Raw genomic sequence first — 26,405 nt, forward strand, 5'->3', positions numbered from 1 at the left:
CGTTCGGCGGTGGTCGGACCGACAGCCGAGAGAGGGGTGCCGGCCCCAGACCTCCGGCCGGCCGATCGTCCCCGGCTCGGTACTCCTTGCGCAGGCGCGGCATCGACGTCATGCCAGACGCCTGTCTTTCCAGGAGGACCAGTTCCGGCGCGGTAGAGAACGAGGGCTTCGCTCGTCACGCAGCGCCCGGCCACCGCGCGGCCCTGTGCCGCGGGCCGTACGGATACGGTGCCCACGGGCACGTCGAAGTCCGGGAGCCCGGAGTCCGCGAGGACACGTCGGCACGCCACAGCTGGGGGTCCGAGCGCCGGCCGGATCATGCTCGAGAACTTCCTCGTCAACTCCTGGGCCGGTGGCGGTGGCACGCTGCTGGCTCGGAGCTGGCTCGGAAGGCCAGGTCAGGATCACTCTGACCTGGATTTTCGTACGGCGTGGCCTGCCGCGCGGGTCAGTTTCGGGCGGCTCAGGACGTCGGTGTTGTCGAGGAACTGGTCCACGGAGCCGACGGGCAGCAGATCGCGAAGCTTCGGGTCCGTGATGCGGGCCGTGAGGGCCTTGGAGAAACGGTCGGCGCGCAGGACCTGGAAGGGGCGGGAGTGGTAGGGGCGAGTGGAGGGGTCGACGCGGTCGGTCAGGCCCAGTTGGTTGTGCAGGCCCGCGACCGTCTCGTAGGCGTGCGCCAGATGCTGCTCGCGGTCGCGCCAGTCGGTGGCGGCGAGGGCGGCGGTGAGGTCGGGGGTGAGGCGAGGGCCCATGGGGGTGCGAGCGAACGCGCTGCCGAGCCACTTGCTGTAGGGCGGATAGCGGCGGTCCATCAGGAGGCACAGACGCATCAGGTCGCGCACGAGGCGGCCGGCGACCACGGCGGATCCGAGCTCGTCGCCGACCTCGCCGCAGCGGCCGACGAAGGCCTCCTCCTGGGATATGCGTTGCCACTGGCAGGACAGGACATGGAGCCAGAGGTCGTGCGGGTACCAGCGGAGGGCCGTTCGTAAGGGGGCGAGTTCACCGAGGCCGTCGTGGAAGACGGCTCCGCCGGTGACTTCGGCGAGGAGCTGGGTGGGGGTGGCGAGCCAGTCCCGCGGGGTGATGCCGGGGGAGGGGTCGAAGCCGAGTGCGTCGGTGAACCACGCTGAGAGGTGGGTGACTTCGACGCGGTGGTGGACGGGGCCGTCGGTGGCCCGCATGACGCGGATGTCGCGGTCGCCGGTGAGGGCGAAGTGGGTGGGGTAGCCGTGGAAGGTCTTCGGGAGGTGCTCGGCGAGTACGTGTCTGATGCGTCCCGCGTGCCGGGAGACGTCCTGGCGGCGGAGGAAGAGCTGGAGACGGGGGCCCCATTCGTGGTCGGCGGAGCGCGGGGTGTCGAAGCCGAGCACCTCTGAGCCGCTGCCCAGGCGTGCTGCGGAGTGAGGGATGGCGGGGGAGGCTTCCTCCAGCAGGGGGCGTACTGCTTCGGTGTAGAAGCGGCGGGAGAGTTCCAGGCCGGGAATGAAAGCTGGCATATTCGTGACGCTCATGCCAGCAAGCCGTGCCCATTTTATGGCGGGGCATGCGTGGTGCCTTCACGCCGTCTTCCACTCGTGAGGAAGCCGTGGGCTTGAGGAGTGGCGGGCCGACTCTTGCAAGGCGGCGTCGAGTTCCTCGACGTCACTTCGGGCCGTGCTCCGGTGCCCGGAGCGCGTGGCTGCCGCTCGGTACCGTATCGGCAGGAAATCGCGTGGCAGGTGCGGCAGGTGGTGGTCCTCGCCCGCCCGCGCGCAACTGGCCTGCACGCTCGTGGCGGTCGAGAGCCGTCGGCTCGCGTTCTGGTCGAGCGCGTCGCGAACCTCGGGCGACGTGGCATTCTCGAGGGCGTTGTCGAGCACGGCCGCGTCCCCAATCGCCTGCGCCGCGCCCTTGGCCTGGAACGGCACCATCGCGTGCGCGCTGTCGCCCAGCAGGGTCACCCGCCCGATGTTCCATCGCGTTGCGAGGTCCCGCTTGTCGAGCGAACGCCGCGGTTCACCGGGGTCGGTGCCGGGAACCGGCTTGTGCCCAACGTGAATTGAACAGGACGACGAGTTGCCGCAGGCGGGGGGCGGTCCGCGGAGGGCCCGAGTGCTGCCGTCGATCCGACGGCAGCACATGAGCGTGCTCGCGGGTCACACCCAGGCGACGAGGTCGTACCGCTCGTCGTTCGCCGTCTCGTTCCACAGGAGCGTCGTGTGATTCCGTGCAGCGACACACGGCACGGGAACAGTGCGACTGGCGCCGACTCCTCCAGGGGTGACGGGCCCGGGCCGGACGTTCCAGTGGTCGCCACGCAATGTGAGGGAGACCGCGGACAGGGGCGGCACATCGAAATGCCAGAAGGCTGTCGGTGGTGCGGACAGAGCATGGACGAGCGCGGCCCGGATGATCGCCGGCTCGGTGATGGCCAGTGCGTCACCCGTGCCAGGCGGCACCCTGCTCAGCCAGCCGGCGGTTCTGCGACAGAGCTGACGTACCGACTCGCCTCCGTGCGGCGCGGCATCCGGGTCTGTAAGCCAGGCGCCGTACCCGTAGGGGTCGTGCGCGGTGACTTCGCCGACTGTGCGCCCACGCCACGTGCCGTAGTCGAAGTCGTGCAGCGCGGGTTCGAGCGTGGCGTTCAGGCCGAGAGCGTCGGCGATCTGCCCGCAGCGGGTCGACGGTGCCCGGATGGCCAGCGAGTACGGAGGGAGTGCGGCTCCGACGGCGCGAGCCTCGCGCAGGCCGTGCTCGCTGAGGAGACCGTCGCCGAAGACTGCGTTCCTGCTGGTGTCCCCGGCTGTCGCGCACATGAATGTCAGGCGGACCGACATCGGCTTACCTCTTTCCTGGCCCGGCGTGACGCCGGATGGTGTGAGACCTTCGGAAACGGTGGGCGCCGCGGAATCGGCGATGGAGTTTGTGTCCTGGCAGGGGCTTCTACCAAGTCGGCTAGTTGATCAGGCGAGCGGGTGCGGTGGCGGCGTGCAGCATGTACTCCACTGGTCCTCGCCGGCACACCTGCGTCCAGGCGACGGCCAGCAGCATGCTGGCCGCGGCCAAGCAGGCCAGGGTCGGCAGGGCGGCGGACGTCGGCAGGTCGTCGATGCCCAGGGTCTTGATGGCGATGATGTGGCCGACGTAGGCGGTCAGGGAGACCGAGCCGACCGCGATGACGGGCGCGGCAAGCCGCCGTAGGCGGGCCGACCGGTCCGTGGCGAAGAGACAGGCGGCGATGATCACGAGGCCGACGCCGGTGTTACCCAGGATCGACCATGTCGTCTGGCTGTGTGGCGCGGCCACCAGCAGCCAGTCCGGGGTACTGGTGGTGGGGTCGCCCACGGCGTCGGACCACCAGGCTGATGCGGCCGACCCGCCGCCCGTCGTCGCGCTCACGGCTGCCTGCGCGCCGGGGACCAGGTTCAGGGCCAGCCAAGAGCCGCCGTAGCCGAGCAGGGCCAGTCCGCTGCCGACGAGGGCGACCGTGGCGCGTACGCCGGGCCTGGCGAGGTCGAGTCGGCCCACTGCCATTCCGGCGATGACGAAGGGCAGCCAGGTCAGTACCGGGTATGCGCCGGTGATGAACAATTCAACGATCCCGTCCGAATCGGTGATCCGGGCCAGCGGGTCGTGGGCGATGACGGCGTCGGCCCAGCTTCCGCCCTCGACCGCGGCCCGAAGCACATACAGGACTTGGGGCAGTACGAGCGCGGTCGCCGCGGCGATGACGGCCAGGGTGTCGGCTCGCAGCCGGTACAGCGGAAGGGCGAGGAGGAAGACCATTCCGTAAGCGGCGAGGATCACGTCGACCGAGGTGTCCATGCAGGTCAGGGCATATCCCAGGGCAACCAGGGCCGCGGAGCGGATCAATACCCTGCCCATGGCCTGCCGTCCGGCTCGCCCCGTCCGTGGCTGTGGCCGACCAGTGAGAAGGACCAGGGTGAACCCGGCAAGCAGGGCGAACAGGGCAGAGGACCGGCCGCGTGCCACCTCCATCACCCAGCCCAGCGGGCCGCCCACCGACGGGTCGGGGCCGACGTGGGCCGCGTACATGCCGAACACCGCCAGGCCGCGGGCCAGGTCGAGTCCGATCAGCCGTCCTGTTGACGCCGTAAGGGAGGGGGCGGGATCTGCCCCCATGGCGGATGCCGCCCCGGACGGTGCGACCTCTGATACGGCGTGCAACATGTGATCCAGGGTCCTGGACGGTGTGCGTCACAACCATCCGGCAGGTGTCCGGAACCGCCCCCGCCGACTGGCCGACGCAGCCCCCGCCGACTGGCTGGATTCGATGCTGTGAACCAGCCGGGAGTGTCACGACATGGTACGAATCGGACAGTGGCCCCATGGTGAGTGGAGCACCCGTGATCCGAGTAATGGTGGTCGACGACGAGGCCCTGATTCGCAAGGGTTTTCAGTACATCCTCGACGCGGCGCAGGACATCGAGGTCGCGGCGGCGGTTCCCGGCAGCCAGGCGCTTCAGGTGGCGCAGGAGATATGTCCTGACGTCGTGCTTCTCGACATCCGGATGCCGGACGTCGACGGCCTCACCGTCCTGGCCGGCCTCCGCCGGTTGTCCCACCCTCCGGTGGTGGCCATGCTCGCGACAATCGGCATGGACGAACACGTCGCAACCGCACTTCGCTCGGGCGCCGCGGGCTTCCTGCTCAAGGACACCGACCCCGAGCAGCTTCCGTCCTTGGTGCGGACCCTGGCCGCCGGCGGCACCGTACTGTCGTCCAAGGTCACCCGGACGGTCGTGGACGTCTGTCCCAACGTCGGCCCCCAGGAACCCGCTGCCCGCGACCTCGCCCGACTCACTGACCGCGAGCGCGCCGTACTCGTCCTCATCGGCAAGGGGCTGTCCAACAGCGACATCGCCACACGCATGCAGCTGAGCACGAGCACGGTCAAGGACGACGTGAGCGCCATCCTCACGGAACTCAAGGTGGGCGGCCACATCCAGGCCTCCCGGCTCGCCGAATGGGCTTGCCTTCTCAAACCGCCGCGGGACCAGGAGGGGGGATGACCCCTCGCCGCCCGTCCCCCCTGCTGTTGGACGCCATCCTCGTCGGAGCCTCTCTGGTCGATGTCTGGGTCAAGGTCCACATCGACGAGTCGCTGCGCCTGGGATGCGCCCTGGTTGCCGCCTTCTCTCTGCTCTTGCGCCGTCGCCGGCCGCTGCTTACGTTCCTGCTCACGCTGCCCGCCGTCCTGGTCTCCGACGCGGTCTTCGCCGCGCTGGCCGCGCTGTACACCCTTGCCTCATTCACCCGACACCGCGCCCTGCTGGCCGTCTGCGTGGCGACATTCACGATCTGCGACATGACCTCATGGCCGTCACTGCACTGGAATTTCGCGGCCACCTCGACCCTCGTCACTCTGGGCTACACCGCGGCGACGGCGGCCGCTCCTGTCTTCCTGGGGCAACTCGTCCAGACCCGGCGCGATCTGTCGCAGCGGCTTGCCGAGATCTCCGAGGCGCGCGACCACAAGCGGCTGCTGACCGCCCAGGCCGTGCTGGCCAGGGAACGTGCGCAGCTCGCCCGGGAGATGCATGACGTGGTCTCCCATCAGGTCAGTCTGATCGCGGTGCGGGCCGGAGCCCTTCAGATCGGCGCCCGGGACGCCGAAGTCAAGGAAGCCGCCGCCACGATCCGGCGGCTGAGCGTGCAGACCCTGGACGAACTACGGCACATGGTCAGCGTCCTGCGTGCCTCCGGGGGCCGCCCCACGGAGCTGACACCGCAGCCGTCCCTGGCCGACCTTGAGCGGCTGGTCGACAACAGCGGCATCCAGGTCGAGCTGCAGACCGACGTGTCCGACGACCTTCCGCCCACCGTTCAGCGCGCCATCTACCGCACCGTCCAGGAAGCGCTGACCAACGTACGCAAGCACGCACCCGGGACCAGCGCGACGGTTCGCATCCGCAACGAGGGCGGCGCCATCCGTGCCACGATCACCAATACCCCACCGACCCGGCCTCCTCTCCCTCTGCCCAGTGCGCACCACGGTCTGGTCGGACTGGGGCAGCGCGCCGCACTCCTTGGAGGTACCGTCACCTCCGGTCCAACGGCCGACGGGGGCTACGAACTGGACCTCGAGCTTCCGGCCGAGGGCGAGTCGTGACGGACAACTGGTCGCCGCGGCGAGTCCCACGAAGCCGAGGAAGCCGAGGAAGTGTTCCGTTTTGCGTTCGTAGCCTCGGTGGAGGCGACCGGCAGCTCGCCGGCAAGGAGGCGGTTCGCTCGACTCCCCGCCGGTGGCAGCCCAGGCGGCCGGAGGGGTCGATCGCGCGGATGCCCACCGAGCCGATCGCACACCGGCATCCGTTCAGCCCTCCACGGCTAGCGAGCGCATCCAGGATCACGCGGTGGAGCGGCAGTACACGGTCCGCCGGCACGGCCTGAAGCCCGGCCGCAACCGTCGCCAGGTGCAGCCCGACGTGGCCACGGAACCGCCCGCCTGAGCAGGTCCCACCGTTCATCGCGTGTGCAGGGTCGGCGAGCGTGGGGTCAGAACCAGTGCAGGCAGTGCGGGGAGCGCTCGCCGCGGAAGAGTGCGTCAGCGAGGGTGGCCGCGCCCGGGCGGTGGGCCCGGATGTGTCCGGCACGCACGAGCGTGCTCGGGACGGTGCCGCCGAGGTAGATCGAGCCCAGGTCGCTCACGTCCAATGACAGGTCGGGCCCCCGGTCCGTCGGGACGCAGTCGGCCTTGCTGTCCCGGACGGTCAGCAGGTAGCGGCCGTGCTCGCCCAGGAACGGGTCGTCGACGTCGAGGACGAGCTCGCCGTCCATGAACCAGCCGCGCGCTGTCAGCGCACGCGGGACGTCCAGCAGCCGTACCCAGAGCCAGTCGGTGTCATGGCTCACCTGGCCGGCGCGGAAGTCCGCGAGCTGCCAGCGCAGCGGGTGTTCGGGCGGGAAGTGCTTGAACACGACCTGATTGACCAGGTCGTGTCCCAGCACGAACCGGGCCAGGGCCGCGAAGACGGCGTCGTCGGCGGCGATGGTCTCGTCCACCGTCAAGGTGCTGGGCTCGCCGGTCGAGTAGCTGGCGTACCCGTTCGGGACGCCGTCGGCGTCCCGGTGGACGGCGACGTAGCGCGGCGCCGAAGCGACCGGGGGCTGCCCCGCGCCCAAGGCCCACCAGCGATGCGGCCGGGACAGCGCGCCGGGCTGTGCGCGGCGGTAACGGTCGTAGACCTCTTCCAGGATCTCGCCGCACTCGGCACGCCGCAGCACCTCGACCGAGCCGGTCTCTGGGGCCTCGGCTGTTCCGCGCCCCCGGGGGAGGGCGAGGGCGGCCTGGTGGCGCGGCACCGTCAACCGCTGTGTGTAGGTCGCGGGTCCGTAGCCGAACCTGCGGTAGATCAGGGCCTCGGAGGCCAGCAGCACGGAGAGGAACTCCCCTCGGGCCCGCAGCTCAGTGAGCTGATGCCGCATCATCGCGCTGAGCACGCCCTGGCGTCGGTGCGAGGGCAGGACGCCGACGGCGGTCACCCCGGCGGCCGGGACGAGGATCTCACCGGGCAGGGTGAGCTCGAAGGAGTACGCACCGGCGGTGCCGACGGGCCGCCCGTCCGCCGTCAGGGCGAGCAGGTTGCGGTCCATTTCGAGCGCCGACCACCAGACCCCGCTGCCCTCGGTCGGGGTTTCAGGGAAGCGCCCGAACGCGGCATGGAGTGTGTCGACGAAGACGTCGAGGTCCTGGTCGGTCGTGGGACGAATCTCCATGGCTGCCGCTGCCTCCCTGGGGTACGGCACCACGACTCGTGGTGTCCCGCCACAGTGCAGCGTTGACCCGTGGCCAGGTCAAGCGGATTACGGCCGATCACAGCAAGGCTCGGTCCCAGCCCGGCCGCGGGGGGTGAGTTGCGGTGGTCGGGCTCGGCGAGGTCCAGCCACTGAGGCAGACGCGTCCGATGCGGGGGATGCGACGGGGGCATCGCTGGTTGGCCCGTTTCCGTCGGTTCGCTCCCGTCTGATCGCAAGGCGCCCCCGCTTGACCCTACTTGCGCGTATCCCCGTGCCCCTTCCGATGCATGGTGGCGACTGACCGGGCTTACGTTCACCACCTGGCGGGCCGAGCTGAGAGGCAGCGGCCTGGACATCGGCCGCCCGCCCGAACACGACCTGCGCCGCATCATGGACGCCTCCTCTACGTCGCCCGCACCGGCCTTCCCCGGCGATACCTGCCCCATGACTTTGCATCGTGAGAGAGCGAGCGGAAGGCCGAAGACCGCGATTGCGAGCCGAGTGACTGCGAGCTGGAAGCGCAGAGCGAGAAGACCTCCGCGAACGGGCCCGCGGCCGACCGGGGCGTCGGTGCCGGCACGAAAGTCGCGGGCCGCAAGTGCCACAGCATGTGATGTCCCGCTTCACCCCGAACTGGCGCGACACCTGAACCTCGAAGCCAACAACCTCACCGGGGTGAAACGGTCCTTTGGGGGACGGGTGTGTGGGTGGTGAGTTGGGCGGTGAAGACGGTGGTGTTGTTTTGGTGTGCGGTGATGTGGGTGGTGGGGGTTTGGCTGCTGTCGGGGTCGTCGTTGGTGTGGGTGGTGATGTAGGTGGGGGTGTGGTGTTCGGTGTAGTGGTGGAAGGTGGCGTGGAGGGTGGTGGGGTGGTTGGGGTGGGTGGTGGGGGTGGGGTGGGTGTGGGCGGTGGCGGCTTGGTGGGCGGCTTCGAGGAGGACCATGCCGGGGATGTGGTCGGTGGTGTGGTCGAAGAGGATGGGGTGGTGGGGGTTGGGGGTGAGTTGCCAGGTGTGGGGGTGGGGGGTGGGGGTGAGGACGATGTCGTGGGGGAGGGTGCGTCCGTAGTGGGTGGGTGGGGGGTTGGGTGGTTGGTGGTGGGTGGCGGTGCTGTTGGTGGTGGTGTCTGCTGTGGTGGTGTGGGGGTGGCGGAGGCGTTGGTAGGTGGTGGGGGTGAGGCAGGTGAAGCGGCCGGTGCCGGTGGCGGTGGGGTGGCCGTTGCGGGTGATGGTGATGTGCATGGTGAAGTCGGTGGGGCGTTTGGTGTGGGGGTGGTGGGGGGTGTAGGTGGCGGTGAGGGTGAGGTCGGTGGGGGTGGGGCCGATGGTGAGGTGTTGGGGGTGGGTGGTGAGGTGGAGGTTGCGCATGAGGAAGTGGTGGCCGAGGGGGATGCCGAGTTCGGCGTGGGCGAGGTAGAGGCCGGTTTGGCGGATGGTTTCTGCGGCTTGGAGGGGGTGGTGGTGGGTGCCGTCGGGGGTGGTGAAGAAGGTGTGGGCGCGGGGCCATTGGGCGGTGAGGGTGTAGTGGGTGTCGCCGGTTTGTTCGCAGCCGGTGAGGAAGACCTCGGCGAGGGTGGAGCGGTGGACGTATTCGCGGGGGACGGTGGTGGTGAGGCGGGGCATGGTGGGGTCTGTTTGTGCTGCTGGGTGGGGGCCTGTTGCCGTTCCCGTTGCCGTGGTCGTTGCTGTGGTGGCGGGGGTGGGGTGGTTGTCCTGGTGGACGGTGAGCAGGGTCATGTGGGTCTCCGTGGTGCTGTGGGAGGTGCCGGGATGGACCGTGCAGGGTCATAAGATACGAACCTACCGGTTTTCTTTTCAAGGGTGGGCGGGGAATTTCGCGGGGGCGGACCGGGGGTTGGGGCGGGGAGTTCGGCGGGGGTGTGCGGGGTGCATATTCACTGTTCCGTTGTGGGGATCTTCGCTGGACAAGCGGGGGTTTTGATTCCGTTCTGCGGGTGTCTTCCGGGGGTTGGGGGTGGTGTGCGAGGCTCGGGGTCGGGTGGTTGTGGGGGTGTGCTGGGGTCTCTTGTGTGGGTCTCGGGTGAGGCTATAGTGAAACCGGCCGAGCGGTTTTGTTTTGCGAGTGGTTCTCTGGGAAACCTCATCAGTGATGCTGAGTTCGTCTCCGGAGCCGGTCGCGTCATCGGCAAGGCGTTATCGAATGCCTCGCGCAGGACCGAGCGACGGTCGCGATCAACTACCGCGTCAGCGCGGCGGCCGTGGACCGACTGGTTGCGGAGCTTGAGACGAACCGATAGCTGACGTCTGATCGAGGCGACTGACGCTGACCCGCTGCTGGCTTCGTGCCCCTGAAAAGGGGTTTGGCCTGGTGGCAGTGCTGGTGTGAAGAGGCGGCGCCATGCCGTCAGCTTGCGGGTGGCCGCTGTGGAGAAGCAGCGCTGGGGCCGAAAGAACCATGGAACGTCAGCAAAATCGACTATCTGGTGAGTGGACGACCCGATCGACCCAACTCCCCAGGCCGGCCCATCACGTTGGTGTCATGAGAACCCGTCAACCCTGCCTGGGGAGGGGCCCGCGGCGAGGGGCCCGCGGCGCTGGGCAAGGACTCGCTTGGAGGCCTCAGGCGGTGGCCTGGTCGTGTGCCGGGCTGAGGTAGTGCACGGCGGTCTGTTCGGCGTGCGGGATGAGCAGGCCCTGCAACTCCTCGGCTGCGACCTTGAGAAGGTCGCCGTCACGGGTGGCGTGGAGGGTTTCGAGGACGAAGGTGACGTGGGTGGAATCCTTGGTGACGCGGGTGCGGTGGGCGTCGCGGTGGTTCCAGTGGCGGGTCAGGACGCCGGTGGTGTCGGCGTAGATGATCTCGCCCGGCTTGGGGTTCTCAGTGGTGTCGGGTTCGCCGAGCGGGGTGAAGGTCTCGGTGCCGTCTGCGTGGCGGATGTCGACATCGCCGGTGACGTGGTCGAGGTCGAAGGCGCCGGCGGGCAAGCCGTGGCGGACGGAGACGGCGTTGTAGGAGTCGACGGCCGGATTGATACGCGGCAGGGCCCCCTTCTTCGCGAGGCGGCGACCGAGCGCGTCGACGCTGGGGCGCATGCGGCGGGGGTTGGTGCCGAAAGCGCGGTAGGCGGTGTGCCACGCCTCGATACGGGGGTCGTTCTCGTTGGCCGGCTGCCAGGCGCCGTCGGCAAGTTGCTGCTCCAGGTCCTCCAAGGCGGCGGTGGTGTGGGGCCAGGATTCATGGCTCCGCAGGCCGGTCGCGGTGACCAGGGCGACAAGGGTGTCGGGGAAGGCGTCGGCGACGGCGGGGCTGAGGCGGAAGACGGTCATGGGCGGGGTTCCGTTCCTGTGTGCGTGTGCGTGTGCGTGTGCGTGTGCGTGTGCGTGTGCGTGTGCGTGCGGAAGGGCGCGGGTCAGGGCTTCCAGGGGCCGATGCGGTCCAGGCGGCGGCGCTGCTGGAGGGCGGTGGGCACGTCGAGGCCCTGGCCGCGCGCGGTGAGGTGGTCGGCGACGGCGGTGCGGTGCTCGACGGGCTTGTGGTCGTCGTACTTGAACTTGGCCGCCACGTCCGTGACTTCGAGGCGCAGGCCGCGGATGCCGGGCAGCATCCGGCCGTAGGGCGGCTGGTCGACGGCGACGGGGGCGTGGTCGCCGTCGGGCTGGAAGTGGGCGAGTTGGCGGCGCAGCAGCTCGGCCTTGGCCTCGGGGTCGTCGATGATGTGGGCGCGGCAGGTGAACTGGACGGCCGTGTAGTAGCTGGTGGGGACGCCGTCGGTGGGCGGGGTGCCGGCTGTGGCGCGCCATGGGCCGGGGATGAACGCGTAGTCGCCGAAGACGGTGAGCAGGACGTTCGGGTCGTGGTCGATCGCCTTCCAGGCCGGGTTGGGACGGGCGAGGTGGACCAGGAGGTGGTCGCCGTCGCTGGTGAAGTGGGTGGGGACGGCGACGGGCGGGTGGCTGGGCAGGCCGTTGACGCTCAGGATTCCGAAGTCGTGCCCTTCGGCGATCCAACTCTGCCATTCGGCTTCGTCCAGGCCGGTGTCCCAGGGCTGGATGAACATGCTGTGCTCCTTGCGTAGTTGGCGGAGGTGGGGGAGGTGGGGGAGGGGAGCGGGGGTTCAGGCGAGAGCGAGGAGGCTGACGGCGACGGCGGCGGTGCCCAGCCCGACGAGCTGGCCGCGACGGATGCGTTCCGCGAGCACGCTGCGGGCGAGCAGGAGGGTACCGGCCGGGTAGAGAGCGGTGATCACGGCGACGACGGTGAGGTCCCCGCTGCGGGCGGCGAGAAGGAACAGCAGGTTCGCCATGGAGTCCAGCACGCCGGCGGCTGTCGACATCGCATACGCGGGGCGCTCGGAGCCGAGCTTGCGGTACATGAGGCCGGCCGCGGCCAGGGTGACGGCAGAGGAGACAGCCCGGCCGATGATCAGCGGGGCCACGCCGCTGTCGGAGGGCGCCTGGTGCAGGAAGATCAGCTGGAGGGCGATGGCACCGCCCGCGCCGAAGGCCAACAGCAGCGCGGTGCGCGACGGGCGTGCCGACCCGCCGCCATGTCCGGCGCTGACCAGGACCACCGCGACCAGCGCGAGCGGCAGGCCCACCAGCCCGGCAGCGCCCAGGTGCTCGCCCTCCAGCAGGCCCACGCCGACGGGCAGCACGGCGGACACGAGGGCGGTGACGGGCGAGAGTACGTTCATCGGGCCTATCGCCAGGGTGCGGTAGAGCAGGGCGAATGCGGCGGCCGATGCGAGGCCGGACGCGGCGCCCCAGCCGAGGGCGCCGGTGCTGAACGAGGCACCGAGGAACGGCCACAGCAGCAGCTCCACTGCGAGAGAGGCCGGGGCCGCGATCATCACCGTACGAAGCACATGAGCCTTACGGGCCCCCAGGCCGCCGAAGAAATCGGCGCATCCGTAGGCGAGTGAGCTGCCCAGGGCCAGCAGCAGAGTGATCACGGTACATCCCTTACTATGTCGATGGAACGACTGAACGGTACAACGAACCGACTGGCGTGTGTCAACCAAACGACCAGGCGGTGCATTAAAGTGATCCACCGGCGAGGATGGTGATCGGATGGCCGAGGCAGAGGCAGCCCTGCGGACGCTCGCGCACAACGTCAGGACGGCCCGCACCCGCGCGGGCCTGTCCCTGGACGAGCTCGGCCGTCGCGCCAAGGTCAGCAAGGGGGCTCTCGTCGGGTTGGAGAAAGCGCAGGGCAACCCGAACTTCGCCACCCTGGTCCGGCTGGCCGACACCCTCGGCGTCTCGGTGTCCGCTCTGCTGGAGGGGTCGTCCGAAGGTCGCGTCCGTGTCGTGGCCGCCGATGCCGTGATGCCGTTGTGGACCGGAGCGCAGGGCAGCGAGGCCCGGCTCATGCTGACGACCTCGGGCCCGGCCCCGGTCGAGGTCTGGCGCTGGAAACTGGAGCCGGGCGAGGAGTACCCCAGCCACCCCCACCAGGCCGGAGTCGTGGAAACCGTCAGCGTCACCGCCGGCCGGATGACCCTGATCGTCGACGGCGCCGAGCACACCGTTGAAGTCGGACAGACCGCCACTTTCGACGGCGACGCCCCCCACACCTACCGCGGTGCCGGCACCGAACCCTGCCACCTGATCATGACGGTCCACCTGCCGCCCGGTCCCGTTTCCACATCCTGAGCCGACGACACCCGGGAAGGCCGCGGTGGCGCCGTCCCCTTCGTCCCGGCCGTCAGCTACGGACGGCCCCGTTCTTGCTGGGCCACGGGTGAGGCCCGGGGACACTGCCCCTCCGCGGCCACGTGTTGATGCATGGTCAATCCCCGCGCTCGCGCGTAGTTCAGATGACGTAGCCGTGGCAGCCGCCGTACGAACTACGTCATTTGGCTCAATCGGAGGCCGTTGCCGCCCTTCTAGCGTTCGGGTCATCATCCCGATCGAGTCCGGACCGGAATTCCGGGCGAAGGAGGCAGTGCCGTGAGCGAAGTGAAGAACATCGTGTTGGTCCACGGTGGTTTCGTCGATGGCTCGGGCTGGCAGGGCGTCTACGATCATCTGACCGCCGACGGGTACCGGGTCACCGTCGTGCAGAATCCGACCCTGTCACTGGCCGGCGACGTCGCCGCGACGCACCAGATCCTCGACGACCTCGACGGCCCTGCCGTGCTGGTCGGCCACTCCTACGGTGGCGTCGTCATCACCGAAGCGGGCAACCACCCGAACGTCGCCGGGCTTGCCTACGTCGCGGCGTTCGCGCCCGACAAGGGCGAGTCCGTCAGCTCCCTGATCGCCGACCCGCCGCCCGGTGCGCCGGTTCCGCCGATCCTGCCGCCCAAGGACGGGTTCCTGTTCCTGGACAGGGGCAAGTTCGCGGCCTCGTTCGCCGCCGACGTGCCCGCGGTCGTGGCGGCCTTCATGGCCGACTCGCAGGTGCCTTGGGGCGTGGACGCGCTCGGCGGGACGGTGTCGGAACCGGCCTGGCGGACCAAGCCCTCGTGGTACCTGGTCGCCACCGATGACCGCATGATCCCGCCGCCCGCCCAGCGCGTGATGTCCGAGCGGGCGGGGTCGACCGTCACCGAGACCCCGGGCAGCCACGCCGTCTACGTCTCCAACCCCGCGGCCGTGGCGGCCGTCATCAACCAGGCGGCGCACGCGGTCTCCGCCCGTTAGCGGAGGCGTCACATCCCGCGTCGCCGTCCAGTCCGTCTCGCCCGGTTCCTCCGACCGGGCGGGACTTCACTTCCCGCCTTCTCCCAAAGAGGTTTCGCCCTGCACGTCCGCCGAATGATCACCCGTCGTCGGGCGCTCGTGAGCGGAGTCGCCGTCGCCGCGACGGCCGCGATGGTCGGCCCGGCCGGTTCCACCGCCGCGGCCGCCGACCACACCAAGGCCCAGTCGAAGGCCAAGCCGACCATCGTTCTGGTGCACGGCGGGTTCGCCGACGCCTCCGGCTGGAACGGCGTCATCGAACGGCTCCAGCACGACGGCTACAAGACCATCGCGCCCGCCAACCCGCTGCGCGGCATCCCCACCGACGCCGCCTAACATCGCGAGCGTCCTCGCATCGATCGAGGGACCGATCGTCCTGGTCGGCCACTCCTACGGCGGCGCCGTAATCACCAACGCCGCCGCGGGCAACCGCAACGTCAAGGCACTGGTCTACGTCGCGGCGTTCGCACCCGACAAGGGCGAGCAGCTCGGCGTCCTGCTCAACAAGTACCCCGGCAGCCTGATCGGCTCCTCCGTACAGGGAGTGCCCTACCCCAACCCGGACGGCACCACCGGCACCGACCTCTATATGCAGGCCGACAAGTTCCGGGCCGCCTTCGCAGCCGAGCTGCGCCACCTCGGAGAGCAGGCCGCTGAGCGCGGGGCATCCTCACGCTCAGCGGCTCCACGCACCCCACCCCACCAGGCGGCCGCCTGACGTTCCGGGTCCGGCGCCACGCACGGGCAGCAGAGGGGCTCACCGCGCACCGCTCCCTCCTCCGCGGATCCGGGACGGCGGAACCCTGAGCCGACACCGCCACGGTGTCTGGGCTGTTGACCTGGTCGATCGACGACTGCACACCCGCGCCGTACCGGCGCGAGATGACACCGGCGTACCGCTGCTCCAGGAATGCGAAGAACCTGGGGCCGGTCCGCCATGACCAACCACCTCTCGGAGATCTTGTGACCTCGCTCCCGCAGGTGCCGACCGTTCGCGGCCCGGTGGCCGTGGTGATCTGGGCACCGTCCTGATGCACGAACACGTCCTCGTCCTCAGCGAGGAACTGCGCCAGAGCATCCCGGAGAACTGGGACGAGCAGCTGCGCATAGACGGCGCGGTCACCCGGCTGACCGCGCTGGCAGAGACGGGAGTGTCCACGATCGTCGATCCGACCGTCATCGGCCTCGGCCGTGACGTTCGACGCGTCGCAGCGGTCAACGCGCGCGTCGACCTCAACATCATCGTCGCGACCGGCCTCTACACACTGGCGGAAGTGCCGGACTACTTCCGCTACCACGGGCCCGGCACCCTGCTCGGCGGCCCCGAGAGCATGACCGACCTGTTCGTCCGCGAGCTCACCGAGGGCTTCGCCGGCACCGGCATCAAGGCGGCCTTCCTCAAATGCGCGATCGAGGACGAGCTCACCCCCGGCGTCGAGCGGGTCATGCGCGCCGTGGCTCAGGCCCACCTCCGCACCGGAGCCCCGATTACCGTACACACCAGCGCTCATGCCCAGACCGGCCTGACCGCTCAGGAGATCCTGCGCAGCGAGGGCGTCGACCTCGGCGCCGTTGTCATCGGGCACAGTGGTTACACCTCCGATCCGGACTACCTGCACCGGCTCATCGACAACGGCTCCTACCTCGGCATGGACCGCTTCGGCGAACAGATCGCACCGAACTGGCACTACACGCACCTGCACGACCACGTCCTTCCAGCGCTGCTGCAAGCCGGGGTCACCCAGGCGCAATTGGACACCATGCTCGTCGACAACCCACGCCGCTACTTCAGCCCGGCCAATTCCTAGCGGCACGCCACACGGCGCAGTCGACCGGAGCGTGTCCAGGCGGCGCGGTCCGACCTCGTGGCCGAGGCCGCAGACAGCCCGCTGGCGGGTGTTGGCCTCCCATGACCACCCCTGCCACGATCACGATGTGCCCGACACCATCACGATGTGCCCGGCCACGATCACGCTGTGGCTGTGCGTATCGTCCTGGCGGGCGGCAACGTGGGCCGTCCGGAGGCCGCGCGGCGCGCTCGGCACGGTGATGCGCGCCTCTCGCCCTGCCCGGCTTCGCACCGAGCCGAGTGCCGCTGCCCTTGGCCGTGGTGTGGCGGTAGGACCGCAGGTAGCGTGCGGGTTGTGACTCCTGACGATGGGGCTGCCAGCCCGAGACAGAGACCGCACGACGGCCAATTGCCGGCCACGGATGGCATGTTGGTCGGGCGGGAGCACGAGCTGAAGGCCGTTGAGGAGTTCGTGCTTCGGGCAGCGAGTGACGAGGATGCCCTGGTGCTCTACGGGGAAGCCGGCGTCGGTAAGACGGTCTTGCTCGACGCCGCCGAAGAGGCGGCTGCCGCGAGCGGGGTTCCCGTCATTCGGACCGTCGGCGTCGAGGTCGAAACGGATCTGGCGTACGCCGCTCTGTACCGGCTGCTGACGCCGTTCCTGTCGCAGCTCGACGAGTTGAGCGGGCAGCAGCGTCGCACGCTGGCGACAGCGCTCGGGCTCGACGAGGGGCCGCCGCCCGACCGCCTGGCCGTATCGAACGCGGCGCTGTCGCTCCTCGGGCTGGCCAGGGGCGACGGTCCGCTCCTGGTGATCGTGGACGATCTGCCGTGGCTGGACCGTATGAGCGCGGCGGTACTGGCGTTCGTCGCGCGGCGGCTGGCCGGCGCCCGCATCGGGTTTCTCGGCGCCTTCCGCACGGGTGAGTCGAGCTTCTTCGACGGCGGTGGGCTGGCGGCCGTCGAGGTGATGCCACTCGGCCAGACCGCCGCCGCCAGCCTGATCGACCGGCGCTACCCGGCACTTGCGCCAAGAGTGCGCCAGCAAGTGCTCGCCGAGGCGGCCGGGAATCCGCTGGCGCTGCTGGAACTGCCCGCGCGAGTGGCCGATCGCAGCCATGAACGGCAGACGGCTCCGGCACTGCCGTTGAGCCAGCGGCTGGAGCATCTGTTCGCCGCCAGGGTCGATCCGCTTCCGACCCCGACCCGGCGCGCCCTGTTGCTCGCCGCGCTCGACGCCACCGGTGACATGCTCACCTGCACCTGCACGTCGAACATGTACGCCGTACAGTCACGCCCGAGTCACCTACCGGTCGGGCGACACCCGCCACTTCAGTGGTTGGCAAGCCGCCATGTGGCCGACCCCGTTGACCGGCTTTCTCGCCCGCGGGAACGGAGGCGGCCACCTCCTCCGGGCGGACCCAGCCCGAGACCTGGTGATCAGCTCGCGCCGGGCTCAGAGGCGAGCCCGCTCCGGCAGCACTCGAAGACAACGCAGATGTCGTCGTCCTCATCCACCGCGAAGACACGTACGAGAAAGAAAAACCGCGCCAGCGGTGCCTTCAGTCGTAAGACCCCCGGCGGTGGCACCAGGGGCGCCGGCTATGGAAACCAGACCTCGCAGATGCCGTCCTCGCCCGCCTCGCTCCGGTCGACATCGAACGCCGACTCGAAGCGCTCCTCATCCGCGTAGACGGACAGGGCGCCGCCGGTGAGCATATGGAGGAAGCCTTCGTAGTCGAAGAACCCTTCATCACTGATGTCGTAGCCCTCACCCAACGGGTCGAGGTCGATCCCCACGGCGGCCAGAGTGGCGCGCGGGTCTCCGGTGATCTCCAACTCGTCGAAGCCCTCGACCATCAGATCGGGGGTGCCGGGCACAGCAACAAGGATCTTCGTGTACGAGGCGCCGAAGTCGCGTTCGCAGACAGCGACGATCCGGGCATCCGGATACTTCTTCCGCTGCGCCTGGAACTCGTCCTCCAAAGCACTGGCCAATACCCCGTCTTCGACAAGCGCCGGGTCGCTGATCTTCGCCGTGGAGCCCCACACGGCCGCGCGTACGCCGTCCAGCTCTTCCCGGTTGGTAGGGCTTCCCGGATGTTCCAGTCGGGACGGAGCGTACTCACGGCGGATCGCCGAGACGGTCGACAGGGACAGCACCGCGGCCCTGGCCGCCCCAGGGTCGTGGGCAGTGGCAGGCGGCCGCTCGTTGGGCTGGAGCGGGGTCGTGAAGGGGGGATGGACGACGACCAGATGCGCGTGCCCGCTGTGACGGGGATTCACCTGCGTTCCGGGGGATACGGGACTCATGCCGCCGAGCGTATGCCGCTGCCCGCGATCCGGATGTAACGGTCCTGTGGAGAAGGGGAGTTGACCCGGTAAGTCGAGCCGTGTATCGACTACGGCCGGTACACACGTGTGTCTAGCGTGAGGTCCGTTCGTCGGCGCCACATCGACCACGGGGGCCCCTGGCGCCACGAACACCCCATGCCCTATGGGGCCCCCACGGGGACATCACGTGCCAAAACCCATACGCAACCGGCGGTTGCGTGCGCTGCGCCGGTCGGTCGTCGCACTCGCGGGTGCTTCGGTCATGGCCCTCACCGGGCTTCCCGGAATCACCTTAGCGACCGCTGCGCCGAAGCCGCTGGACCCGGGCAAGCGCTGTGACGAGTTGTACGGCCTGCCCAGCAGCACCAGCCCGACCGTTGACCTGCCGGAGTTCGACGCCTCCCGCGCGAAGTCCCAGTGGGACGAATACGAGTACGTCAACCCCGCCAAGGAGTGGGACGGCCTCGGGCCGCCGTCCGCCGCCAAGGAAGCCGCACTGGCCAAGCTGACCAAGGCCCCGGCGACACAGCCTGACAGGGTCTGGTGGAGGTGGCTCCAACAGAAGGACAGGTACCCCAAGTTCGAGGACTACCGGGACGCGAAGTTCATCACGAACTCCGGTAACGACCCCCGAGGCAAGGCCTTCGAACGAAAGGTGATCAAGGATCACGGGCTGGTCGGACCGGACTGGATCTGCCAGAAGGAGGTCGAGTTCAAGGACCCCGACACCGGCAAGACCTATCGGCGCAAGCTCGACGCCTACAACACGCGCACGAAGCAGATCCTGGAGATCAAGTCCAACGGCAGTCCGGACCGCAGAGAAATCCCCAAGGACCTGGCATGGGCCAAGGACCCCAACTGGAAGGACAGCCGGGCCAAGTTCGTCTTCGCCGAGCCCCAGAAGGCCGACGCGAAGAAGTTCCTGGGAGACATGCGCCAGATCGCCGGGGACCGGGTCACCGAGTACAACTATCGCTCCGACCGTGTGGAGCTCGCCCCCAAGGGCGGACAGCGCGCCACGAGCGGTCTGCTGGAGCCCCCGGGCCAGTCCGGCACCACCCGCGGTGGCGCCACCGACCTGATCCGCGAGTCGCGGCCCACCCCGAAGGACATGGCGGAATACCTGAACCGCAGGAACGTCGCCAACCCGGGTGGTCTGCCCCGTGGCCCCGGCGGCGTCGACTTCTCCACCCTGGACCTGAAGTACATCGGCAAGCCGGTCAAGGGCAAGGGCGTCGACTTCGCGTTCGACGCGAACGAAGACCCCACCGAGAACTCCGGTTGGGGCGGCAAAGCCAAGGCCCAGCTCATCTCGGACGCGTTCTTCACCTGGCTCGCCCTGAGTCCCGACAAGTTCTGGGTCAACCTCAACCCGGATGAGCCGGACCGCATCATGGACGCCAAGTTCGGCAAGACCGACGCCGGCCGCGTGCTCCTGGAAGCCGACCTCCAGATGAAGCACGACTTCTACAAGGCCATGGACCCCGATACCGACCTCGGCAAACGCTATTGGGCGGCCCTGCCCAAGCAGAACGGCTACCCGTGCATGCCCGGCCTGCGTAACTGGATCGAGCCGAAGACCGCGCAGGTCCGCGAGCAGGACGGCGGCATCTACATCCTCGACACCCCGCTGCGCCTGAAGTCGACCGCGCAGACCACGATCACCCCCGGCCCCGGCACGCCGATCTGCACCCCGAACGAGGCCGAGACCAAGGCGGCACAGCGCGTCATCGATCAGATGATCGTGCCCGCGGTGGAGAAGACCATCAACACCGCACCCCAGTACGCCGACCTGCGGCGCGTCTACACCGCCCGCGTCGCGGCCGAGTACATCCGCCAGCAGGACGCCAAGGCGCCCACCGACTACCACAAGATCATCAACAGTGGTGATGTCTCCCGCTGGCCGCTGCGCGCGCCCAACCAGAACTGGACCCGCGAGGCCCTGTTCAACAAGTATCGGTACATCTACACCCACGGCGAGTTCGAGTACAAGATCCCTGCGAACGGCACCGTCCAGGTCTACCTCGTGGGCGGCGTCGACATGTCCAAGCAGCCCAAGCACAACGTCAGCAAGGCGCGCTTCACCGCTCAGCACCGCTACCTGCCCCGACAGGCGCAGACCAGCGTGAAGACCCTCACCGACAACACCGACATGACAGGACAGGTACTCCTCGGCGCAAACACAGCCGCCGAGGACACCGGCACCTCCACACCTACACCCACGCCAACCCCGACACCGACGCACTCGGGCAAGCCGACCCCCGCCCCGACCCACAGCGGTGGAGGTAGCGGAAGCACGCACACCCCGGCACCCGCCACGCCCGCACCCAGCGAGCCCGGCGGTGACCTCGCGCACACCGGCAACGACTCCCCGATCGGCCTGATCTCGGGTATCGCCGCCGCCCTTGCCGTGGTCGGCGGGGCGCTCGTGTGGTGGATACGCCGCCGCAAGACCGCCCAGGAGTAGCCCCCCGGCGGATGAACACACGTGATGGGGCCGGTACTCGCAACCCGCGTACCGGCCCCATCATTTTCCGCAGCCCTGGGGGATGTTGGGGACCGGCGAGTCGTTGCCGCCGGGGTTCGTGTTGTCGCGGCGCCAGACGATGCGGTGGTCGGCGTAGGGGCTCGGGTCGGTGAAGGGGCGGTGGACGATTCCCGCGAAGCTCGTGCTCGGCGTCTTGGCCCCCGGCAGCAGACGCTGCTCAGCGCCGGTCCAGTGCCGCTCGAGTCTCCTGGCCTCCCACCGCGTTCCCTCCGATCACAGAAGTATCGGACGAGATCCATCCAGGCCGTGTCCTCGTTGTCCCCCCGGACTAGGTCCCGGGCCGGCCGCAGCGGGCGCTGCGCCAGGGCGATCGGTGAAAGGATCACGTTGAGAAGACTTCATTGAGCCGCGTATCCCAATCCGAGGCGCCGGCCGCCGTGCCCGATCGGAGGCGGTGCGCGGTTCGCGCGCCGACGGGCATTACCTCCTGGTCGTCCAAGGGCAACCAGAAGGAGCCGTGCGGACAACTGCGCCGCCTGCCCTGGCAGCAGACGTCGCCGCTGGACCGCACCCGTACGACCGGGCATGGACGACGCGAGGCCCGACGCCTGAAAGTGTGCACCGTCCAAGCTGGATCACTCTTCGCTCACGCCGTCCAAGCCCCCGAGATCAAGCGACGCCGCGTCAACACCAAGACGGGCAAGGTCCGGGCGAAGACGGTCCACGCCGTCACGCCGGCTGGACCAACATCACCCCCGCAGCTGACGACCACCGGTCGACGACGTCTGCCTGGAGGCCGTGGTATCGGCAGTGAGGGCGTGACGGCTGGACCAGGTCAGGGCTGCGGTTGCGGCCAGGGCGAGGAAGGGGACGGTGAAACCGGCTCGTGTGCCGCCTGGACCGTCGACGAGTCGGCCGACCGTGGCGGCAGAGACGGCGATGCCCGCCGCGCTCGCGGAGTTCGTCCAGGTGAAGGCTTGGGTCAGGATCGACTGGTCCATGACCGACTCGATGAGCGTCGAGGAGACGATGATGCACGGAGCGACGCCCGCACCGGGGAGCAGGAGGGCAAGGCCGAGCTGCCAGGGGGAGTTGGCCAGGAGCGGCAGCAGCGATGCGCAGGCGACTAAGGTCAGGATCAGGGGCAGCTGGGCCCCGGGCGGGGTGTGCCGGCGGTGTCGCCCGTAGGCCAGACCGGCCAGCAGGCTTGCCGCGCTCATCAGTCCGTACAGGAACCCGGCTGCCGCGGCGGCGTGGTGAACGCCGGCGAAGGCGCTCACCGAGACCTGCATCGAGCCGAAGAAGACGCCCAGGGCCAGGTTGACCGCCAGTAGCGTGGCGAAGTTCCGGGTCAACAGAGGCTCCGGGCCCCGGGTGGCCGTACGATCCGGGGCGGGCGCCGGGGCCGTACGACGCAGCGCCGCGAAGGCCAGTCCGGCGCCGACGACTAGCACCCCGGCCAGCACCGTACCCGCGGCCGGGTGCACCTGGGTTGCTGTCAGCACCGCGAGGGTGGGACCGAGGAGGAAGGCGACTTCGTTGCTGATCGTTTCGAGTGCGAAAGCCGGGGTGAGTTCGGCCCTGCCGTGCAACAAGGCCGACCAGCGGGCCGCGGAGAGCGCACCGAACTGCGGGACGGTCGCCCCGGCGGCGAGGCCGGCCGCCGTCAGCGGGACCACGGGCGCCCCCGTCAGGGTCAGCGCGACCAAGGCGGCGATCGCTCCGGCGTGAGCGCACAGGAGGGGGACGAGGACGCGCGGCTGTCCGAAACGGTCCATGAGACGGGCCGTCTGCGGGCCCACCAGGGTCTCCGCCACGGCGAACGAACCGGTGACCAGGCCGGCCACCCCGAAGGATCCGGTCTCGGCATGGACCAGCCAGACGATACCGAGGCCGGCCATAGCCACCCCGACCCGGGCAGGAGCCGCGGCCAGGAAGAAGGCCGCCGCGCCGGGGGTTTGGAGGGCTGAACGGTAGGAGACGGTTTCCGTACGAGCCGATACGAGACTGCGAAATCCCCGTACGGTACGGCGGAAATCCGGTGCGGTACGACGCAACCAGTGCCGCGGAGTCACGGTGAACCTTCCGCTGCGCGGTGGGACGGCCCGGGAGAACGGCGCCCTGTCGTGGGCACGGCCCCCCGCCGCCAGGAGTCGTCCATGATGACGTCGACGGGGCGGAATCGAAGTCCGCGTCGGCGTCGGCTCCAGCGCCGGCAGAAATGTTGAGTGCTGAGATCGAGGAATCGAGATCGAAGACGGGATCGGGCAGAAGAAGACACTAGTGGCGACGGGGGGCGGAGAGAAGACCGCCCTGGGGAAGCAGGTCGGCCCGCCCGGCGCAGGGGGTGGCGCGGAGCCCGGAGATCGAGGCGATGTTCAGGGGGTCAGCCTGGCGGATCTGCCTGCGGCCCGTCGTGCTGAGAACTGCGGCCTCGGCGCCTCCCTCTGCCGATCTCGTTCAGGAGGATCGCCGCAGCGATACCGGCGGCCACACCGATGATGGTGTCCGCCAGACGCAGGATCGGCTCCTTCCATGCCTCCTGCGGGCTGAGACCCGCGACGACCATGATGACCGTGGTGGTGATGGCCGCGGTCACCTCGGCGTCGGGCTGGCCGATCAGTCCGGGGATCAGCACGCTGATGGCCACAAGCAGGGCGAGGCCCCAGGGGTGGAAAGGCCAGATCGCCAAGTAGGCCAGACACAGCGCGAAGCTCACGAGCGTCGCCGACATGCGGGCGAACGCCGCATGGAGGCTCTTCTGCCGACTCGTCCGCAGCACAAAGATCGTGGCGATCACGGCACACATACCACCGAGTTGGCCGTCTTCGTGCGACAGATGGACGCTCGACATGATGGTGGTGGTCAGCCAATAGCTGAGCAGACTGGCCAAGCCGACCGTCACGGCATAGTTCAGCGTCTTCACAGGCGCCGCCTTCAGTAGGTCTGCTGTCACCGGCTCCCTCCGACCACGGTTTCTGGATTGACGATGCGGTCGAAGGGGGTCATCGTTTCTCCGATTGATCAGCCTTGAGCGTGTTCTGCGTCGCAAATCTCTCGGGGGATCAAAATGTGTTCGGAGGATATCCGGTTCTGAATGAACACAGCGGACGAGGGCTGCCCGGGCGATGTCGCCGATCCGGCTGGGGCCGATGAGGACATGGTGCTGGGTGCGCGAGCGTTGTTCGAGCTCGGATGCGGCACGTTCACTGCGGGCGCGGACGGCTCTGATCAGGCTGTTGGTGGTACGCGTGGCCCTGTACAGAGCCTGCTTGGAGCAGCCCTTGGGGCACCGGACCGAGGCTGGGCTGCCGATCCCGGCGCCGAGGTAGCCCTAATACGCACAGAGGGCAGGCGTTGATCGTCCTCGTGGGGGCTGGATGGGCCGAGAAAGACGTCACAATCCACTCAATCCGCGAACGGGGCTTCCGCGGCGGGTACTCAACTCTCTCCCGCTACGTGGGGACCCGGCGTGACGGCACAGCCGTCCCGGCCCCCGCGCCCATCCCGGCTCCCCGCACGATCACCGGGTGGATCATGCGGCCACGTGAGAACCTCCCACCGCGAGAAACCCATGCTCTGGAGCAAGTCCGCCTGGCCTGCCCAGACATCACCAACACCCGCAACCTGGCCCGCGCCTTCGCCGACCTGGTCCGTCACCGCCGCGGCCACCTGCTGGGCGAGTGGATCCGGCAGGCCGAGGCCGCGACCTGAGGTCGATCCGCTCCTTCGCCAGCTTCCTCCGCCAGGACATCGATGCCGTCACCGCCGGACTCACCCTGTCCTACAGCTCCGGCGTGGTCGAGGGCCACGACTGCAGAATCAAGCTCCTCAAACGGAGCATGCATGGCCTCGCATCCTTCACACTCCTCGGAGCGCGGATTCTCACCCCACCGTGATACCGATCCCCGTGCCGAAACTCAGCTCGGGTTGCGAGGAGCTTCGTTGCGCAGCCTCCAGATTTCCTTCCACTGCCGGGCGTGATCGGCCGCCAACAGCGGGTCGGGCGCGTCGGCCCGCTGCACCGCGAGGCTGACCCCGCATTCCCTGCACAGCTGATGGATCCGGTAGATGCCGTTGTGCCAGGCGCTGGTGTGGTTCCGGTTTCCGCATACACGGCATGTCAGCGCAGGAGCTTCATCGGGCGGGACCGACGAACGGAGCACCCTCTCGACGACCACTGGCAGCGGCTCGTCGGGATGGATCGTCGGCTCGGGACAGTAGGCAATGTTCCCCCACCCCCGCTGCCAGCCCCGCCAGGACTCGTCTCCTTTCACCTGCCGAAAGCCACGTGCTTTGTCCGCTCGGCGGCTATCAGGGGGCTCGGATCCTTCTCCAGATTCCTGGGAATCCCCGCACTGAGGCAGAGGTGGTGATAGGTGGCTCGGAAGCCATAGGGCGCGAAGGGGACGAGGCAAGACCGCAGATTTGTATGCCGGACACGCGCGGACCGGCCCTCGTCGTAGACCCGTCTCTGGTGCGTGTTGAAGCTGCTCATGAGCATTGCGCACGCAAGCCGAGCCGCTCCTACGACAGATCAGCTGGGGAGATCCGGCTTTGACGGCACTACCGTGCCGCATGGCCGTTGTGCCCACACCGGTTGTGCCCACACAACGTTCGCCAAGCGCCAGGCAGGCCAGCGGGGCCCGGCGGAAATCCAGGTGGCCTCAGCGCACCAGCTGGGTAGAGTCGGGCCATGCCCGAGTTGCAGCGACTTCAGGCCGGCCATGCGTCGGCGGTCCTGGCCTTCGAGCTGGCGAACCGTGCCTATTTCGCTGCCGCGGTCTCCGACCGCGGTGACGACTTCTTCGACCAGTTCGCCGACCGGCACAAGGCCTTGCTGGCTGAGCAGGAGGCCGACACCTGCGCCTTCTATGTGCTCGTCGCCGAGGACGGCTCGGTACTCGGCCGGTTCAACCTGGTCAACATCGAGGATCGCACCGCGGAACTCGGCTACCGGGTCGCGCAACACGTTGCCGGCCGCGGCGTGGCGACCGCGACTGTTCGGAATCTGTGCCAGCTGGCGGCGACGCGGCACGGGCTGCGCACACTCAGGGCGGCTACTGCCCGCGAGAATGCCGCGTCACAGAAGGTGCTGACCAAATCCGGGTTCGTCCCGGTCGGCCCTGCCGACCCAGCCGATGTCGGCGGTAAGCCAGGCACCTGGTACGAGTGCCAGATTTAGCCTCGCCCCGCCAACCGACCCTGGAGCGCAACCCGTTGGGACCGACCGCGACCCGGCACTGTCCCCACCGCCCGCAACCCGTCACCATCGCGCTGCTCTCGCCCCCAGGAGCCGCATGTCCCTCCGTCTCCACAGCCATCCTCGACGTCATTCCGCCGCGAAGGACTCCGTGACCGTTGACTGACGGCTGCTGATCACCGGGTCCACCGACCGGACG

24 protein-coding genes and 1 pseudogene are annotated in these 26,405 nt (G+C 69.0%); 12 read left to right on the forward strand and 13 right to left on the reverse strand.

Going from position 1 to position 26,405, the window contains the following annotated elements; all coding sequences use genetic code 11:
• Positions 1 to 404 precede the first annotated feature (404 nt).
• From OG798_RS51305 to OG798_RS51320, 4 genes are all read right to left on the reverse strand, one after another.
• On the reverse strand, positions 405 to 1,502 hold the full coding sequence (locus OG798_RS51305; RefSeq protein WP_328759685.1) for a DUF4037 domain-containing protein: 1,098 nt from the start codon (positions 1,500 to 1,502) through the stop codon (positions 405 to 407).
• 60 nt (positions 1,503 to 1,562) lie between these two features.
• A complete protein-coding gene (locus OG798_RS51310) occupies positions 1,563 to 2,126 on the reverse strand; it encodes an FAD-dependent monooxygenase (protein WP_413253622.1) in 564 nt (187 codons plus the stop codon).
• Positions 2,127 to 2,141: 15 nt separating this feature from the next.
• On the reverse strand, positions 2,142 to 2,822 hold the full coding sequence (locus OG798_RS51315; RefSeq protein ID WP_121413449.1) for a histidine phosphatase family protein: 681 nt from the start codon (positions 2,820 to 2,822) through the stop codon (positions 2,142 to 2,144).
• A gap of 118 nt (positions 2,823 to 2,940) precedes the next feature.
• Complete coding sequence (locus OG798_RS51320; RefSeq protein ID WP_413253623.1) at positions 2,941 to 4,176, reverse strand: DUF418 domain-containing protein; 1,236 nt, start codon at positions 4,174 to 4,176, stop codon at positions 2,941 to 2,943.
• Between the two features lie 176 nt (positions 4,177 to 4,352).
• On the opposite strand from OG798_RS51320, the gene OG798_RS51325 reads away from it, so the two are divergent.
• Positions 4,353 to 5,018 carry a response regulator gene (locus OG798_RS51325; protein WP_183126884.1) on the forward strand — a complete coding sequence of 222 codons (666 nt, stop codon included), beginning with the start codon at positions 4,353 to 4,355 and terminating at the stop codon, positions 5,016 to 5,018.
• Entirely contained in the window at positions 5,015 to 6,118 is a 1,104-nt protein-coding gene (locus OG798_RS51330; protein WP_121413446.1) for a sensor histidine kinase, read from the forward strand. The genes OG798_RS51325 and OG798_RS51330 overlap by 4 nt, the downstream gene beginning before the upstream one ends.
• A 386-nt stretch (positions 6,119 to 6,504) precedes the next feature.
• On the opposite strand, the gene OG798_RS51335 is transcribed toward OG798_RS51330, so the two are convergent.
• The gene (locus OG798_RS51335) at positions 6,505 to 7,725 is read right to left on the reverse strand and encodes a GNAT family N-acetyltransferase (protein WP_328759690.1); all 1,221 of its coding nucleotides are present in this window, start codon (positions 7,723 to 7,725) and stop codon (positions 6,505 to 6,507) included.
• 318 nt (positions 7,726 to 8,043) lie between these two features.
• Between OG798_RS51335 and OG798_RS51340 the strand changes: the two are divergent.
• Positions 8,044 to 8,351, forward strand: a pseudogene (locus OG798_RS51340) (transposase); the annotation flags it as partial.
• Between the two features lie 62 nt (positions 8,352 to 8,413).
• Here the strand turns inward: OG798_RS51340 and OG798_RS51345 are convergent.
• The 4 genes from OG798_RS51345 to OG798_RS51360 all read right to left on the reverse strand — a co-directional run bounded on the left by OG798_RS51345 (position 8,414) and on the right by OG798_RS51360 (position 12,657).
• The gene (locus OG798_RS51345) at positions 8,414 to 9,481 is read right to left on the reverse strand and encodes a ScbA/BarX family gamma-butyrolactone biosynthesis protein (protein WP_328759692.1); all 1,068 of its coding nucleotides are present in this window, start codon (positions 9,479 to 9,481) and stop codon (positions 8,414 to 8,416) included.
• 843 nt (positions 9,482 to 10,324) lie between these two features.
• Positions 10,325 to 11,032 carry a B3/B4 domain-containing protein gene (locus tag OG798_RS51350; protein ID WP_095850268.1) on the reverse strand — a complete coding sequence of 236 codons (708 nt, stop codon included), beginning with the start codon at positions 11,030 to 11,032 and terminating at the stop codon, positions 10,325 to 10,327.
• 83 nt (positions 11,033 to 11,115) lie between these two features.
• Positions 11,116 to 11,763, reverse strand: a complete 648-nt coding sequence (locus OG798_RS51355; RefSeq protein ID WP_121413444.1) for an FMN-binding negative transcriptional regulator — start codon at positions 11,761 to 11,763, stop codon at positions 11,116 to 11,118.
• A gap of 57 nt (positions 11,764 to 11,820) precedes the next feature.
• On the reverse strand, positions 11,821 to 12,657 hold the full coding sequence (locus tag OG798_RS51360) for an EamA family transporter (RefSeq protein WP_121413443.1): 837 nt from the start codon (positions 12,655 to 12,657) through the stop codon (positions 11,821 to 11,823).
• A 118-nt stretch (positions 12,658 to 12,775) separates the two neighbouring features.
• Here OG798_RS51360 and OG798_RS51365 point away from each other — a divergent pair, with 118 nt between their 5' ends.
• The 6 genes from OG798_RS51365 to OG798_RS51390 all read left to right on the forward strand — a co-directional run bounded on the left by OG798_RS51365 (position 12,776) and on the right by OG798_RS51390 (position 17,874).
• Positions 12,776 to 13,360 carry a helix-turn-helix domain-containing protein gene (locus tag OG798_RS51365; protein ID WP_095850265.1) on the forward strand — a complete coding sequence of 195 codons (585 nt, stop codon included), beginning with the start codon at positions 12,776 to 12,778 and terminating at the stop codon, positions 13,358 to 13,360.
• Between the two features lie 297 nt (positions 13,361 to 13,657).
• Positions 13,658 to 14,353 (forward strand): alpha/beta fold hydrolase, encoded by a 696-nt coding sequence (locus tag OG798_RS51370; RefSeq protein WP_328759695.1) that lies wholly within the window; start codon positions 13,658 to 13,660, stop codon positions 14,351 to 14,353.
• Positions 14,354 to 14,467: 114 nt separating this feature from the next.
• Positions 14,468 to 14,728 (forward strand): alpha/beta fold hydrolase, encoded by a 261-nt coding sequence (locus OG798_RS51375; RefSeq protein WP_306458680.1) that lies wholly within the window; start codon positions 14,468 to 14,470, stop codon positions 14,726 to 14,728.
• 40 nt (positions 14,729 to 14,768) lie between these two features.
• Positions 14,769 to 15,110 (forward strand): alpha/beta fold hydrolase, encoded by a 342-nt coding sequence (locus OG798_RS51380; protein WP_328760202.1) that lies wholly within the window; start codon positions 14,769 to 14,771, stop codon positions 15,108 to 15,110.
• 313 nt (positions 15,111 to 15,423) lie between these two features.
• Positions 15,424 to 16,200 carry a phosphotriesterase family protein gene (locus OG798_RS51385; RefSeq protein ID WP_328759698.1) on the forward strand — a complete coding sequence of 259 codons (777 nt, stop codon included), beginning with the start codon at positions 15,424 to 15,426 and terminating at the stop codon, positions 16,198 to 16,200.
• 390 nt (positions 16,201 to 16,590) lie between these two features.
• A complete protein-coding gene (locus OG798_RS51390) occupies positions 16,591 to 17,874 on the forward strand; it encodes an ATP-binding protein (RefSeq protein ID WP_328759700.1) in 1,284 nt (427 codons plus the stop codon).
• On the opposite strand, the gene OG798_RS51395 is transcribed toward OG798_RS51390, so the two are convergent.
• Positions 17,784 to 18,494 (reverse strand): DUF6333 family protein, encoded by a 711-nt coding sequence (locus OG798_RS51395; protein WP_328759702.1) that lies wholly within the window; start codon positions 18,492 to 18,494, stop codon positions 17,784 to 17,786. The two genes, OG798_RS51390 and OG798_RS51395, sit on opposite strands and share 91 nt — an antisense overlap.
• Positions 18,495 to 18,702: 208 nt before the next feature.
• Between OG798_RS51395 and OG798_RS51400 the strand changes: the two genes are divergently transcribed.
• Complete coding sequence (locus OG798_RS51400; RefSeq protein WP_328759704.1) at positions 18,703 to 20,982, forward strand: hypothetical protein; 2,280 nt, start codon at positions 18,703 to 18,705, stop codon at positions 20,980 to 20,982.
• 770 nt (positions 20,983 to 21,752) lie between these two features.
• Here the strand turns inward: OG798_RS51400 and OG798_RS51405 are convergent.
• Both OG798_RS51405 and OG798_RS51410 read right to left on the reverse strand, forming a co-directional pair.
• Positions 21,753 to 22,937 (reverse strand): MFS transporter, encoded by a 1,185-nt coding sequence (locus OG798_RS51405; protein ID WP_328760203.1) that lies wholly within the window; start codon positions 22,935 to 22,937, stop codon positions 21,753 to 21,755.
• A 452-nt stretch (positions 22,938 to 23,389) separates the two neighbouring features.
• Positions 23,390 to 23,929 carry an FUSC family protein gene (locus OG798_RS51410; protein WP_097228554.1) on the reverse strand — a complete coding sequence of 180 codons (540 nt, stop codon included), beginning with the start codon at positions 23,927 to 23,929 and terminating at the stop codon, positions 23,390 to 23,392.
• Positions 23,930 to 24,540: 611 nt separating this feature from the next.
• Here OG798_RS51410 and OG798_RS51415 point away from each other — a divergent pair.
• Complete coding sequence (locus OG798_RS51415) at positions 24,541 to 24,717, forward strand: hypothetical protein (RefSeq protein WP_179436266.1); 177 nt, start codon at positions 24,541 to 24,543, stop codon at positions 24,715 to 24,717.
• Positions 24,718 to 24,923: 206 nt separating this feature from the next.
• Here the strand turns inward: OG798_RS51415 and OG798_RS51420 are convergent, their stop codons facing one another.
• Positions 24,924 to 25,280: a hypothetical protein gene (locus OG798_RS51420; RefSeq protein WP_328759708.1), complete on the reverse strand. Its 357-nt coding sequence runs from the start codon at positions 25,278 to 25,280 to the stop codon at positions 24,924 to 24,926.
• 419 nt (positions 25,281 to 25,699) lie between these two features.
• On the opposite strand from OG798_RS51420, the gene OG798_RS51425 reads away from it, so the two are divergent.
• On the forward strand, positions 25,700 to 26,188 hold the full coding sequence (locus OG798_RS51425; protein ID WP_095850244.1) for a GNAT family N-acetyltransferase: 489 nt from the start codon (positions 25,700 to 25,702) through the stop codon (positions 26,186 to 26,188).
• Positions 26,189 to 26,405 lie beyond the last annotated feature (217 nt).

This window comes from Streptomyces sp. NBC_00271, assembly GCF_036178845.1.
Classification (GTDB): domain Bacteria; phylum Actinomycetota; class Actinomycetes; order Streptomycetales; family Streptomycetaceae; genus Streptomyces.